11 protein-coding genes are annotated in these 14,193 nt (G+C 68.6%); 4 read left to right on the top strand and 7 right to left on the bottom strand.

The window, feature by feature from the left end:
* Nucleotides 1-33 precede the first annotated feature (33 nt).
* A complete protein-coding gene (mtgA, locus tag KK141_RS01755) occupies nucleotides 34-774 on the bottom strand; it encodes a monofunctional biosynthetic peptidoglycan transglycosylase (RefSeq protein ID WP_214569752.1) in 741 nt (246 codons plus the stop codon).
* Between the two features lie 172 nt (nucleotides 775-946).
* On the opposite strand from mtgA, the gene KK141_RS01750 reads away from it, so the two are divergent.
* Nucleotides 947-1,843, top strand: a complete 897-nt coding sequence (locus tag KK141_RS01750) for an Hsp33 family molecular chaperone HslO (protein WP_214569751.1) — start codon at nucleotides 947-949, stop codon at nucleotides 1,841-1,843.
* A gap of 10 nt (nucleotides 1,844-1,853) precedes the next feature.
* Here the strand turns inward: KK141_RS01750 and KK141_RS01745 are convergent, their stop codons facing one another.
* Entirely contained in the window at nucleotides 1,854-4,718 is a 2,865-nt protein-coding gene (locus KK141_RS01745; RefSeq protein WP_250901522.1) for an EAL domain-containing protein, read from the bottom strand.
* A gap of 284 nt (nucleotides 4,719-5,002) precedes the next feature.
* On the opposite strand from KK141_RS01745, the gene KK141_RS01740 reads away from it, so the two are divergent.
* Nucleotides 5,003-5,914: a hypothetical protein gene (locus KK141_RS01740; protein WP_214569749.1), complete on the top strand. Its 912-nt coding sequence runs from the start codon at nucleotides 5,003-5,005 to the stop codon at nucleotides 5,912-5,914.
* Nucleotides 5,915-6,011: 97 nt separating this feature from the next.
* On the opposite strand, the gene KK141_RS01735 is transcribed toward KK141_RS01740, so the two are convergent.
* From KK141_RS01735 to KK141_RS01715, 5 genes are all read right to left on the bottom strand, one after another.
* A complete protein-coding gene (locus KK141_RS01735) occupies nucleotides 6,012-6,914 on the bottom strand; it encodes a DUF4097 family beta strand repeat-containing protein (protein WP_214569748.1) in 903 nt (300 codons plus the stop codon).
* Between the two features lie 17 nt (nucleotides 6,915-6,931).
* Nucleotides 6,932-7,363 carry a hypothetical protein gene (locus KK141_RS01730; protein ID WP_214569747.1) on the bottom strand — a complete coding sequence of 144 codons (432 nt, stop codon included), beginning with the start codon at nucleotides 7,361-7,363 and terminating at the stop codon, nucleotides 6,932-6,934.
* Nucleotides 7,360-7,911, bottom strand: coding sequence for an RNA polymerase sigma factor (locus KK141_RS01725; RefSeq protein WP_214569746.1), 552 nt, complete (start codon nucleotides 7,909-7,911; stop codon nucleotides 7,360-7,362). The genes KK141_RS01730 and KK141_RS01725 overlap by 4 nt, the downstream gene beginning before the upstream one ends.
* Nucleotides 7,912-8,061: 150 nt before the next feature.
* Nucleotides 8,062-9,837, bottom strand: coding sequence for a phosphoenolpyruvate carboxykinase (GTP) (locus KK141_RS01720; protein WP_214569745.1), 1,776 nt, complete (start codon nucleotides 9,835-9,837; stop codon nucleotides 8,062-8,064).
* 126 nt (nucleotides 9,838-9,963) lie between these two features.
* Complete coding sequence (locus KK141_RS01715) at nucleotides 9,964-10,542, bottom strand: TetR/AcrR family transcriptional regulator (RefSeq protein WP_214569744.1); 579 nt, start codon at nucleotides 10,540-10,542, stop codon at nucleotides 9,964-9,966.
* An 86-nt stretch (nucleotides 10,543-10,628) separates the two neighbouring features.
* Between KK141_RS01715 and KK141_RS01710 the strand changes: the two genes are divergently transcribed.
* The gene (locus KK141_RS01710; protein WP_214569743.1) at nucleotides 10,629-11,507 is read left to right on the top strand and encodes an alpha/beta hydrolase; all 879 of its coding nucleotides are present in this window, start codon (nucleotides 10,629-10,631) and stop codon (nucleotides 11,505-11,507) included.
* Between the two features lie 84 nt (nucleotides 11,508-11,591).
* The gene (locus KK141_RS01705) at nucleotides 11,592-14,060 is read left to right on the top strand and encodes an acyl-CoA dehydrogenase (RefSeq protein WP_214569742.1); all 2,469 of its coding nucleotides are present in this window, start codon (nucleotides 11,592-11,594) and stop codon (nucleotides 14,058-14,060) included.
* Nucleotides 14,061-14,193: the final 133 nt, after the last annotated feature.

Below are 14,193 nucleotides of genomic sequence, written 5' to 3'. Positions count from 1 at the left end.
TGCTAGCGGACCGACCGCACGGCGGCGACGTTTTCAGCGCGTGCGGCGCACCTGCGCCGGCGTGTCGCCGCGCAGATAGCCCGGGCCGCCGAGCTGGCCCATCTGCTGCTGGATCCAGGCGGCGCGGCTCAGCACGTAAGGGCTGGGCTGGGCCACCTTGAAGCGGCGCGGGCTGGGCAGCACCGCCGCCAGGCGCGCCGCCTGAGCCGGCGCCAGCCGCGCGGGTGCCGCATGGAAATAGGCATCGCTGGCCGCGCCCACGCCGTACACGCCATCGCCCAGCTCCGCGATGTTCATGTACACCTCGAGGATGCGCTGCTTGGGCCAGGTCGCCTCGATCAGCACGGTGAAATACGCCTCCAGCCCCTTGCGCACGAAGCTGCGCCCGTTCCACAGGAACAGGTTCTTGGCGGTCTGCTGACTGATCGTGCTGGCGCCGCGCAGGCGCTTGCCGTCTTCGGCGGCGTCCATGGCGTTCTGGATGGAGTCGAAGTCGAAGCCGTGGTGGAACGGGAATTTCTGGTCCTCGCCGGCCACCATCGCCATCGGCACGTAGGGCGACACCTCCGACCACGGCACCCAGCGGTAGCGCAGGTGGAAATCCGGCTCGCCGTGGATCAGAGCGCTCAGGCGCCGTTCCATCATCACCGCCGAAGTCCACGGCGGCACGAAGCGCAGCACCAGTACCGCGAACCAGCTCAGGGCAAGCCAGGCGACCGCCAGGATGGCGACCGGGCGCAGCAGGCGGACGATGAGGGAGCGGCTGGGTGGCATGGGAACCCGGTCATAAGGGACGCGGCAGTATAAGAGGCCGCCCGGCCGCGCCAAGCCGGCCTGCCGGCCCGGCTGGCATACACTGGGCTGCGCCGCCGCCTCCCGGCCTGCCGGCTTGCATGCCCCAGCGGCGCCCCCATCTTTGCGCGCTTGTCCTTAGAGGTTCGAATCCGTGGAAACCGTTCTTGTCGAAGACGTGCTGCACCGCTTCCTGCTCGAGCGCGCCGGCGTGCGCGGCGTGCTGGTGCGGCTGGGCGCCGCCTGGCGCGAAGTGGCCGGGCGCGCGGACTATCCGCCAGCGCTGCGCTCCCTGCTGGGCGAATCGCTGGCGGCCAGCGCGCTGCTGACCGGCAACATCAAGCTGGAAGGCAATCTGTCGATCGAGCTCAAGAGCAGCGGCGCGCTGCGCCTGCTGTTCACCGAATGCACCGACCAGGGCCGCCTGCGCGGCCTGGCGCGCTGGGAAGGCATGCTGCCGGCGCCGCTGGCGCTGGAAGAGCTGCCGGAGGCGGTCATGGCCATCACCATCGGCCACGCCGAGCGCGGACAGCGCTACCAGGGCCTGGTCGACCTGCGCCATCCGCAGCTCGGCGGTGCGCTCGAAGGCTATTTCACCCAGTCCGAGCAGTTGCCGGCGCGCATTCTGCTGGCCGCCGACGGCGAGCACGCCGTGGGCCTGATGCTGCAGCGCCTGCCCGGCGAAGGCGGCCGCGACGGCGTACAGGACGACGACGCCTGGCCGCGCATCGGCCACCTGATCGACACGCTGGGCAAGGAAGAAATGCTGGCCACCGCGCCGGAGGAACTGCTGTACCGGCTGTTCCACGAGGAATCCGTGCGCCTGTTCGACCCGCGCCCGCTGGCCTTCGGCTGCAGCTGCACGCGCGAGCGCGTGGAATCGATGCTGCGCTCGCTGGGCCGCGAAGAAGTGGAAGCCGCGCTGGAAGCGCGCGAGGGCGAGATCGAGGTGACCTGCGAGTTCTGCGCGCAGCGCTACACCTTCGACCGCATCGACGCCGAGCACCTGCTCAGCCATTCCGCGGTGAGTGCGCCGGGCACGGCGCAGTAAGAGCGGCGCTTCAGGGCAGCGCGAAGTGATATTCGCGCTGCAGCCACACGTCCGCGGCATGCGGCGTGGCGAACAGGAAACCCTGGCCGTAGCGGCAGCCGACGCGCAGCAGCGCCTCGCGCTGGTCTTCCTGCTCGATGCCTTCGGCGATCACCTGCATCTGCAGCGAATCGGCCAGCACCTGGATGGCGCGCACCACGGCCAGGCTGTGGCCGCCTTCGCGCGGCAGTTCGGTGATGAAGGAGCGGTCCACCTTCAGCGTGCTGATCGGGTACTGGTGCAGGTAGCTCAGCGACGAGTAGCCGGTGCCGAAATCGTCCAGCGCGATGCCGACGTCGTGGGCGCGCAGGTTGTCCAGGATGCGCTTCACCTGCGAGGCGTTTTCCAGCAGCGCGCGCTCGGTGACTTCGATGCGCAGGCAGCGCGTGGGCACGCCATGCGCTGCCAGCAGGTCGAGCAGGCGGCGGTCGAGGTCCGGTGAGCGGAAATGGCGGCCGGACACGTTGATGCTGACGAAGCCGTCGCTGCCGGTGAGCGCCTCGGCTTGGGCGCAGACCTGTTCGAAGATCTGCCAGTCGATGCTTTCCGAGCAGCCGCTTTCCTCCGCCACGGCGAGGAAGTCGCTGGGCGTGAGCAGGCCGCGGTCCGGATGGCGCCAGCGCAGCAGCGCCTCGTAGCCCACGGTGCGGCCGTCTTCCAGCGAGACGATGGGCTGGTAGAACGGCACGAATTCGTTGCGGCTCAGCGCGCGGCGCAGGTCGCCTTCCATTTCCAGCAGGGACAGCGCCTCGCGGCGCAGGCGGTCGTCGAACACCGCGGCGCGGTGGCGGCCTTCGTCCTTGGCGCGGTACATGGCGGCGTCGGCGTCGCGCAGCAGTTCTTCCGGTCGCTGGTAATGCGGGCCGGGCAGGGCGATGCCGATCGAGGCGGAGGTGAAGATCTCCTTGGCGCCCAGGCGAAATGGTGTTTGCAGCTCGGCGATGATGCGCTCGGCGATGACCAGCGCCATGCGGTAGTCGGTGATGCCTTCGGCCAGCACGGCGAATTCGTCGCCGCCCAGGCGCGCCACCACGTCGCGGGTCTTCAGGCAGGCGCGGATGCGCCCGCCCACTTGGAACAGCAGGTCGTCGCCGACCAGATGCCCGACCGAGTCGTTGATGACCTTGAAGCGGTCCAGGTCGATGAACAGCACCGCGAACATGTCCTGCGGGCTGCCGTGGTAGCGCTGCAGCGCCTGCTCCAGCCGCTGCAGCAGCAGGGTGCGGTTGGGCAGGCCGGTGAGCGAGTCGTGCAGGGTTTCGTACTTGAGGCGGCGCTCCACGCGCTCGCGCTCGGCGATCTGTTCGCGCAGGTCGCGGTTGGCCAGGGCCAGCGCGCGGGTGCGTTCGGTGACGCGGCGTTCCAGGCTGGCGTAGGCCTGCTTCAGCGATTCGGTGGTGTGCTTGCGCTGGAGCGCATTGGCCACGTGGTAGCTGACGAAGGTGAGCAGCTCCTGGTCGCGCACGTCGTAGGTGTGTTCGGGCGAGTAGCTCTGCACCGCCAGCACGCCCATGGCCCGCTCGCCCCAGATCAGCGGCACGCCCAGCCAGCACACCGAGCGCGAGCCGTGGTGGCCGATCTCGCCCAGGCGGGCCAGGCGGTCGATGTCATCCGGCGAGGCCAGCAGCGGCTTGCCATGGCGCAGCACGTATTCGGTGAGGCCGCGGCCGTGCGAGCGCGGCAGGCGCACGGTGTCGAATTCGTCGACCGAGTACGGGAAGGTGAGCTGGTTCGGTTCTTCGTCCAGCAGCGCGATATAGAAGTTGCGCGCGTACAGCAGGCCGCCGATGACGCGGTGCACGGCGGCGTAGAAGTTGTCCAGGCTTTCCGAGGCATTGGCCAGTTCCGCGATGCGGAACAGCGCTGCCTGCAGGCGTTCGCCGCGCTGGCGCTGCAGCACCTGCTGGCGCAGCACGCGGTTGGCTTCGCGCAGCGCGGCGGTGCGGCTGGCCACGCGGCGTTCCAGTTCGGCGTGGGCTTCGCGGCGTTCCAGCGCGGTCTGCACGTGCTTGGCGACGTAGCTGAGCAGCTCGCGGTCGTGTTCGGTGTAGTGGGTGTCTTCGCGGTAGCTCTGCACCACGATGCCGCCGACCACGCGCCCGTCGCGCTGCAACGGCACGCCGAGCCAGTCCTCGCACACCGGGCCGAGCAGCACGAACTGGCCGGCGAACTGGCGCGAGAGTTCCTCCACCGAACCCATGATCGGCTGGCCGCTCTGCAGCAGGTTCCAGGTGAGGCTGTGGCGCATGTCCTGCAGCGGCACGCTCTGGTCGGGCAGCGGCGGGTCCTTGTCCATGGTGTCGACGTAGTACGGGAAGCGCACGCTGTCGGTGGCCGGGTCGTACAGGGCGACGTAGAAGTTTTCCGCGTACATCAGGCTGCCGAGGATGCCGTGCAGCGCGTGCATCATCTCGGCCATGTTGTGTTCGGTGCTGGCCTGGTCGGCGATGGCGTAGAGCGCGCGCTGCAGGCGCTCGGCCATGGCCAGGCGGGAGATCGCCTCGTACAGGCGCGAAGTCTCGGCCAGCTGGCGCAGACGGGTGGCGGCCATGCGGCCCAGCCAGGCGATTTCCTCGGTGTCGGCGGCCGGCACCGGCCCTTCCGCGGCCAGGACCAGCAGGCGCTGGCACTGGGGATCCTCGGCCAGGGCCAGCTGGCCCGGCAGGAGCGGGTCGGCCGGCGATTCCAGCGCACGCCAGAGCAGGGCGCCGCGGACCCCGAGCGCACGCAGCACGGCCCCGCAGACCTCGGTGACCCCGGCCGCGTCGCTGGCCCGGAACAGGCCCTCCACGGCCGCATGCAACGCCGCGGAGTGGGGCTCCGCAGACGGAAACATCGGGGTGGAACTGGTGGGTACTGAACTCATCCGGCGCGGACCGGTCCATGCGTAGGTTACATGCGCCTTTATATCGTCTCTGTTCAGCGTTGTCGCTGACGGGGCGGGCAGGCGCGGACGCTTTTCGCCCCGATCGGACTCCAGGGTTTTCTGCGGTCTGGATCACCCAATTACCAGGGCAAAAAGATCGCGCGTAAAAGTTAAATTGTGGTAAGCTCCGTCCACCCGAGCCCTGGGGAGGGTGTGGGTTCCATCCACGTAGAGCCTTGATTCGGTCCAATTCCATGCGCCGCCTGTTGTTGTCTGTGCCATTTCTGCTGATGCCGCTCGCCGCGGCAGGGCAGTCGCTGGCCGGCGATACGCATGAACTGGCCAACCGGCTGCTTACCCAGAAGCCCGACCAGGTGGTTCAGCTCGGTCCCGACGCGGCGGTACCGCTGTGGCGCGGCAGCGACGGCCGCTGGCTGGCGCTCAAGGCCGACAGCAGCAGCTTCGGCGCCGCCCAGCGCAACGACGGCCCCCTGCAGTTCACCGTGGTCGACGCCTCGCGCGCCGTCTCCACCGACCTTACTTATGGCCTGGGTTCCAACCTGCAGGCCCACGTGGGCGTCAGCGAGCACACCTGGATCAACAACCGCGTGCCGCGTGTCATCGGCAGCGAGATCGGCGCCACCTATAGCAGCGGCCGCTACAGCGTGGGCCTCAGCCTGGGCGCCAACAGCACGCCGAACAATTCGGTGCTGCCGCGCCTGCTGCCGGGCGCCCCGGCCGGGGTCAACGGCCTGAGCGCGTTCGACAGCAGCGCCCAGCTCAACGCCCGCGGCCGCGTTGCGCTGGACAACAAGAGCGGCATCGACCTCGGCGCCAGCGTGGGCCGCGTCCGCCTGCTGCCGGGCAACCTGCTGGGCGTGAACACCCTGGATCAAAAGGCGCTGAGCTTCGGCGTCGACCGCGGCCCGCTCAGTGGCGGCGTGGTCGGCCGCGTGATGCAGCCGGCGCTGCCGGGCACGGGCTACAACAGCGACCGCCGCTGGAGCAGCATCGACCTCGGCGTCACCCTGCGCCTGCCCTGGCAGGGCGAGCTGAGCATCGGCGCGCAGAACGTGTGGTCGTCCGGCAACGCGGTGAATACGCCGGTGGGTCCGGAGCCGGACCAGTCGCGCACGCCGTACGTGCAGTACCACCAGGATCTCTAAGCCGCCGTCTTCCACGGAAGCTTGAACGCCACAAAGCAAGAAGCCGTCGCCTCGCAGCGACGGCTTCTTCGTTTGCAGCGGCGGCAACCGCCCGCCTTCAATCCTGCCTGCGGATCTTCAGATCGCCGCTGAAGGTTTCCAGTTTGATGTTCGCGCCGCCGCTGCCCGCGTTGGCATCCAGCTCCATGCCGGGGCCGTGTTCCACCTTGCGCGGCGAACCGAAATCGCTGCGCAGGTCGCCGCTGAACGTGTTGGCGTGGATGCGCGCGGAAACATTGCCCGGCACCTGCACCTGCACGTCGCCGCTCATGCTGTCGACATTCATGTCGCCGCCGGCCTGCATGCCGCCACCCACCTGCACGTCGCCGGAGACGGTGCTGAGATTGAGCCGCTTCCACGGCCCGCCATTCACGCGGATGCGTCCGGACACCGTCTGCAGCTCGGCCTCGCGCCCCACCGACGGCGCGAGGATGTCGCCGCTCACCGTCTGCAGGTCGACTTTCTCCGCATGGCCGGCCAGTTCCAGGCTGCCGCTGACGCTTTCGGCTTCCACCGAAGGCGAGCGCGCATTGATGCGCACCTTGCCGCTGACCGAGTTGATCTTGATGGTGCCGCCATCGATGCCGTCGATGCTGGCCGGCGCGCTCACCACTTCCACTTCGAGCGAGGCGGCCTTGGGCACGCGCACGTCCAGCGTGGTGTTGCCCATCGAGGTATCGCTGTTGAAGTTGAACCAGCGCGACTTGCCGGTGGATTCCACCTTCAGTTCCAGGTCGCCGTTGTCGCCTTCGAACTCCAGCGGCTTGGCGCCGTCGCCGAGGCGGCCGGTGACCTGCACCTGGTTGCGGTCCCAGGCGGTGACGGTGACCGAGCCTTTGACGTTGCTGATCTGCAGCTGCACGTTGGGCTTGGCGTCGTGGCTGATGTTGATCGGCGTGTCGGCGTAGGCCTGGCCGATTGCCAGCGCCAGCAGGACAGGGAGATAGCGTGCGGTTTTCATGATTGTGCTCCGGTGGCTCAGCCTGCCTGTTGTTCCATCTGACGCAGTTGCGATTGACGTTTGGCCGTGCGGTCCAGCAGACGCTGCAGGGCGGGGGAATGCGGGGCCTGCTCCATGGCCTGTTGCAGTTCGACGCGTGCCGCGTCCAGTTCCACTGCCGCGCCGGCCAGGCGCGGGTCGGTGGGTTTCCAGTTCGCCGGCACCTGCGCTTCGAGCGTCGCGGGCGTTTCCACCCGCAACTGGTGATTGAGGGCGACGGCCAGCAGCGAGAGTCCCGCGAAGCTCGCCGCGAGCAGCCAGCGCTGGCCGCGCCGGGCGCGCGGTGCCGTGGTAGCGGCGGCCGGCGTGCCGGCATCGAGCTTCGCTTCGATGTCGGCCCACAGGTCGCGCCGCGGGGACACCGGTTCGCGCAGGGCGCGCATCTGGCGATGCCATTCGAATTCGTTCATGACGCTTCTCCAAGTACCTTTCGCAGCAGTCCGCGTGCGCGGTGCAGTTGCGCTTTCGACGAGCCGACGGCCATGCCGAGCTCGGCGCTGATTTCCTCGTGCCGCCAGCCTTCCACATCGTGCAGGACCAGCACGGCGCGTGCGCGTGGCGGCAGTTTGCCGATCGCACGTTCCAGTTCGTCGCGTTCGGCGGCACAGAACGGGGTTTCGCCGCGGTCGGGCAGGCTGTCCTCGTCCATCATGCTGACCGGGTCGGCGCCGCGGGAGCGGATATCCATCAGCGCCACGTTCACCGCCAGCCGGTACAGCCAGGTGCCGAACGCGCTTTCGTGGCGGAAGCCGGCCAGTTTCTGCCAGGCGCGCACGAAGGCGTCCTGGGTCAGATCCTCGGCGCGGGCGTGGTCGTAGCCGGCCAGGCGGTAGACGGCGCCGTAGACGCGGTCGGCATGCCGGCGATAGAGCCGCTGGAAGGCCGCGCGGTCGCCGTCCGCAGCCGCGCGCACATCGGCGACGTCGTCGTCGGGCGCTGCGACGGTGGCAGGCGGCATGGGGTTTCCGGTGGCGGCGCAGGCGGTGATCATCTTGCCAGCTTGGATGCAGCGTTGCGCTGCAGGGTTTAGAGAAAGGCGCTCATCCGCCATCAGTCATGGACGGCGGGAAGCGGCGGCCGGGCCTTGCGCCACGGCCGCCGCGGACGGTCAGGAAGCGACCGCCGAAACCCGCGGCGCGCCGGCGAGCGCGGCGGCAACGCGTTCGAGTTCGTCGTGCAGGCGCTGCGGCATGCGCTGGCCGAATTCGCGCAGGTAGTCGCCGATGGCGGAGGCTTCGGCCTGCCAGCCGGCCTGGTCGACGTGCAGCAGCTCGTCCAGCGCAGCACCGTCCAGCGCCAGGCCTTCGGTGCGCAGTTCGTCGCGCGCGGGCAGGGTCCCGATCGGCGTATCGACGCCGGCGGCCTTGCCTTCGACGCGGGCGATCATCCACTCCAGCACGCGCAGGTTGTCGCCGAAGCCCGGCCACAGGAACTTGCCGTCCTTGCCTTTGCGAAACCAGTTGACGTGGAAGATCTTCGGCAGCTGCGCGCCCGGCTGGTCGAACGACAGCCAGTGCTGGAAGTAGTCGCCGTAGTGGTAGCCGCAGAACGGCTTCATTGCCATCGAGTCTCGGCGCAGCACGCCCACCGCGCCGGTGGCCGCGGCGGTGGTTTCCGAACCCATCGCGCCGCCGACCAGCACGCCATGCGCCCAGTCGCGCGCCTCGAACACCAGCGGCACCAGCGAAGGACGGCGGCCGCCGAACACGATGGCGCTGATCGGCACGCCCTGCGCGTCCTCGGCCTTGGGCGACCAGGTCGGGCACTGCTTCGCGCTGACGGTGAAGCGTGCATTCGGATGCGCGGCCGGGCCGTTGGCCGGGTCGTAGGCGCGGCCCTGCCAGTCCACTGCCGGCTCGCCCGGCAGGCCTTCCCACCAGGGCTGGTTGTCGGCGGTGACGGCGACGTTGGTGAAGATGGTGTCGCGCGCGATGCTGGCCAGCGCATTCGGATTGCTGCCCGCGCTGGTGCCCGGCGCCACGCCGAAGAAGCCGGCTTCCGGGTTGATCGCGTACAGGCGGCCATCGGCACCGGGGCGCATCCAGCAGATGTCGTCGCCCACGGTCCATACCTTCCAGCCATCGCGGCGATAGCCTTCCGGCGGAATCAGCATGGCCAGGTTGGTCTTGCCGCAGGCCGACGGGAACGCGGCGGCGACGTAGTGCGTCTGCCCCTGCGGGTTCTCAATGCCCACGATCAGCATGTGCTCGGCCAGCCAGCCTTCGGACTTGGCCTGCCAGCTGGCGATGCGCAGCGCATGGCACTTCTTGCCCAGCAGCGCATTGCCGCCGTAGCCGGAACCGTAGGACTTGATGGTCAGGTCCTCGGGGAAATGCATGATGAAGCGGCGCTCCGGATCCAGCTCACCGGTGGAGTGCAGCCCCTTCACGAACGTGCCTTCGCGCTCGATGCGCGCCTGCGCCGCGGCGCCCATGCGCGTCATGGTGCGCATGTTGGCTACCACGTAGGGGCTGTCGGTGATTTCCACGCCGCAGCGGGCCAGCGGCGAATCGATCGGGCCCATGCAGTACGGAATGACGTACATGGTGCGGCCTTCCATGCAGCCGGCGAACAGGCCATCCATCTTGGCGTTCGCCTCGGCCGGGTCCATCCAGTGGTTGTTCGGGCCGGCGTCTTCCTGCTCTTTCGTGCAGACGAAGGTGAGGTGCTCGACGCGGGCCACGTCGGAAGGACTCGACCGGTGCAGGTAGCAGCCCGGATGGGTCTGCTGGTTCAGTTCGACCAGGTCGCCGGTTTGCAGCATCTGCTGCACCAGGGCCTGGTATTCGGCGTCAGAGCCATCGCACCAATGGATGTGGGCGGGGCGGGTCAGCGCCGCCACCTCGTCCACCCAGCGCTGCAGCGCTGCCAGCTTGCTCGCCATGCGTTCCTCACTCTGGTCTTAGAACAAAAAAGAGCAGAAACGGTAGTTTGCGTGTACTGGCATTGCAAGGCGGAGTGCAGCAAAGCGGCCTTGGAATGCCGCCAAGCCGCTGATGCGGCTGGTCTTTCAGGCCGGCGTGAGCGTCTTGATCATGTGCTCGACGTAGGCATCGAAGTCTTCATGGCTGATGCGCGGTAGACCCAGCGTGAAGTTGAGCTGCAGGAAGCCCACGTAGGCCGCATAGGTAAGGCGCGCGCGGTTCAGCGCCTCGGCCGGGGCCAGGCCGGCTTCGCGGTAGATCGTGGTGAGGAATTCCATGCGCCGCTGCGATACGCGGGCCATCACCGGCACCACCTGCGGGTGGTCCAGCGCCTTGAGCAGGGCGGCGTAGACGCGGTGCGGGGCGATTTCGTGGGCGACCCGGCGGAACAGTTCCGGCAGGCGGGCGCGCGGGTCGGGCATGGCCTCGATCTGGCTGATCACCTCGCGCTCGCCGTACTGCTCCCAGCGTTCCAGCGCGGCCTGCAGCAGGGCTTCGCGAGTGCGGAAGTGCCAGTAGAAGCTGCCCTTGGTCACCCCGAGCTGGCGGGCCAGGGCCTCGACGGCGAGGGCGCCGACACCCTGGTCGGCAATCAGCTTGAGGGCGGCATCTTCCCAATCTTCGGCGGAAAGACGGGTACGTTCGGGTTTGGCGCTCGCATTCATTCGAGCATGGTAGCCCCAGTCCTAGGCTTTGCAATCCGAACGGCCATGGTTGACGGCGGCTCGGACGGCAATCCATACTCGTCCGTATGGTTACCGTCGCGCCAGCTGCCGTTTCGTCCGATTCCTATACCGCCGCCGATGGCGTGCGCCTGGCGGTGGACGTACGCCAGCCCGACGGCAGTCCCGCCCTGCTGTTCGCCCACGGCTTCGGCCAGACCCGCCACGCCTGGACCGCCACCGCCGCCGCGCTGGCGGGCGAGGGCTTGCGCTGCGTCACTTTCGACAGCCGCGGCCATGGCGAAAGCGGCCGGGTGCCAGGCGGCGACTACCACATGGAACAGTTCGTGGCCGACCTGGTCGGGCTCGCCCGCGCCCAGCCGGAACCGCCGGTGCTGGTCGGCGCCTCGATGGGCGGCCTGCTCGGCCTGGTAGTGGCCGGCGAGATCGACCCCGGCCTGTTCCGCGCCCTGGTGCTGGTGGACATCACCCCGCGCTGGGAAACCGCCGGCGTCGAACGCATCCTGGCTTTCATGCAGGCGCATCCGGAAGGCTTCGCCGACTACGCCGAAGCGGCCGAACAGATCGCGGCCTACCTGCCGCACCGCGCCGGCCGCAAGAGCGAAGACCAACTGCGCCCCCTGCTGCGCGAAGGCGCCGACGGCCGCCTGCGCTGGCATTGGGACCCGGCCCTGCTCGGCGGCGACCTGGTGCGCGAGAGCGAGCGCTACCAGCCGCGCCTGATGAGCGCCGCGGCCAATGTGCGCGTGCCGCTGCTGCTGCTGTCGGGCGGCCGCAGCGACGTGGTCTCGCGCGACACCGTGGACGAATTCCTCCGCCTCGCCCCGCATGCCGAACACGTGGAACTGCCGCGTGCCACGCATATGGTGGCGGGCGACGCCAACGACGCTTTCACCCGTGAGATCGCACGATTCCTGCGCACTCTGGGCGGTGAAGCAACGCATTGAACGCCCGCACGGATGCGGTTTCTTGACTGACGTAATGCTCATGCCTGTCCATCGCCACAACGCCATTCGCGACGAGGTGCTTTCATGTCCGTGATCCTCACCCTGCTGGCGGCCCTCATCGCCACCGGCGCCTGTGCCTACCATCGCAGCAGCCTGCGGACCTGGGCGATCGTCACCGTCGGCGCCACCCTGGTCGTGGGCCTGATCGCCGGCGCGCCGGTCACCACCGTCGTGCTGCTGATCCTCGAGCTGCTGGTCGCGGTGCCGCTGCTGATGATCGACTTCCGCCGCAAGAAGATCAGCGCGCCGCTGCTGAAGCTGTTCGCCAAGGTCACGCCGAAGCTGTCGGAAACCGAGCAGACCGCGCTGGAAGCCGGCACCGTCGGTTTCGAAGGCCAGCTGTTCTCCGGCAAGCCGGACTGGCACGAGCTGATGAAGCAGCCCAAGCCGGAGCTGAGCACCGAGGAACAGGCTTATATGGACGGCCCGGTGGAGCAGCTGTGCGGCATGCTCAACGACTGGCAGATCACCCACGAGCTGGCCGACCTGCCGCCGGAAGTCTGGGCCTTCATCAAGAAGCACAAGTTCTTCGGCATGATCATCCCGAAGCAGTACGGCGGCCTGGGCTTCTCCGCGCTGGCGCATTCGGCGGTGCTGCAGAAGCTGGCGACCATGTCGGCCACGGTCGCATCCACCGTCGCCGTGCCCAACTCGCTCGGCCCGGCCGAGCTGCTGCTGCATTACGGCAGCGACGAGCAGAAGAACTACTACCTGCCGCGCCTGGCGGTGGGCGAGGAGATTCCCTGCTTCGCGCTTACCGGCCCGTATGCCGGTTCCGACGCCACCTCGATCACCGACTTCGGCATCGTCTGCAAGCAGCTGGTGGACGGTGTCGAGACGCTCGGCATCCGCCTCACCTTCGACAAGCGCTACATCACGCTGGCGCCGATCGCCACCGTGGTCGGCCTGGCCTTCCGCATGTACGACCCGGAGAAGCTGCTGGGCGACAAGGACGACCTCGGCATCACCCTGGCGCTGATTCCGCGCTCCACCGCGGGCCTGGAAATCGGCCGCCGCCACTTCCCGCTCAACATCCCGTTCCAGAACGGCCCGGTGCACGGCAAGGACATCTTCGTGCCGATGTCGGTGCTGATCGGCGGCCCGAGCATGGCCGGCCACGGCTGGCGCATGCTGGTGGAATGCCTGTCGGTGGGCCGCGCCATCTCGCTGCCTTCCAATGCCACCGGCGGCGTGCGTTCCGCCGTGGCCGCCACCGGCGCCTATGCGCGCATGCGCAAGCAGTTCGGTCTTTCGATCGCGCGCTTTGAGGGCGTGGAAGAAGCGCTCGCGCGCATCGGCGGCCTGACCTACGCCACCGCGGCGCTGTCGCGCGCCACCGCCGCCGCGGTGGACCGCGGCGAGAAGCCGGCTGTGCCGTCGGCCATCGCCAAGTACCACGCCACGGAATGGGGCCGCATCATCGCCGGCGACGCCATGGACGTGCACGGCGGCAAGGCCGTGCAGCTGGGCCCGAAGAACTACGCCGGCCGTGCCTGGCAGGGCGTGCCGATCGCCATCACGGTGGAAGGCGCGAACATCATGACGCGCAGCCTGATGATCTTCGGCCAGGGCGCGATCCGCTGCCATCCGTACGTGCTGAAGGAAATGCAGGCGCTGCAGATCGCCGACTACGGCGACCGCCTGAAGACCTTCGACCGCCTGCTCTTCAGCCATATCGGCTTCGGCATTTCCAATGCGGTGCGCGCCTTCACCTTCGGCATCACCGGTTCGCGCATCGGCGAGACCGCGGGCGACGCCTACACGCGCCGCTACTACCGCAAGCTCGACCGCTACTCGGCGGCGCTGGCGCTGTGCGCGGACACCTTCATGGGCGTGCTCGGCGGCAAGCTGAAGTTCAAGGAAAAACTGTCGGCGCGCCTGGGCGACGTGCTGAGCTATCTGTACATCGCCAGCGCCATGCTCAAGCGTTACGAGGACACCGGCCGTCCGGAGGCGGACCGTCCGCTGCTGGCCTGGGCCTTCCACGAGTGCATGTGGCGTACGCAGATGGCGCTGGACGGCGCGATCCGCAACTTCCCGGTGCGGCCGGTCTCCTGGCTGCTGCGCGTGCTGGTGTTCCCGTTCGGCCGCCGCGAAGTGCCGCCGTCGGACCGCCTGGGCCGCCGCGTCGCCGCCATCATCACCGCGCCCGGCGAAGCGCGCGACCGCCTGCTGGAGTGGGTCTACCTCACCCCGACGGCGAACAACACGGTCGGCCGCATGAACGAGCTGTTGCCGGACGTGATCGCCGCCGAGCCGGTGGAGCGCAAGTTCCTCAAGGCGCAGAAGGCCGGCCAGTTCAAGTCGCACGACTACTTCGGCCAGCTGGCCGAGGCGGAGAAGGCCGGCATCATCGACAGCGCCGAGGCGGCCTTGCTCAAGCGCGTGCGCGAGGGCGTGTTCGAGTTCATCTCGGTCGACGATTTCGACCCGTCGGAACTGGGCGCGGCGAAGACCAAGGAAGAGATCAAGAAGCTCGCCGACGCGGCGTAGGCGTAGGTTGGGGTGAGCGCAGCGAACCCCAACAGACCACCCCGGTTACCACGCCATCGAGTGTGGTAACCGGAAGATCGGACGTATCGATGGCCTGAGAGGCTTGTTGGGGTTCGCTGCGCTCACCCCAACC

Origin of the sequence: Dyella sp. LX-66, assembly GCF_018599165.1 — a bacterium.
Classification (GTDB): Bacteria; Pseudomonadota; Gammaproteobacteria; order Xanthomonadales; family Rhodanobacteraceae; genus Dyella_D; species Dyella_D marensis.
This window is presented reverse-complemented; position numbering and strand designations above follow the sequence as displayed.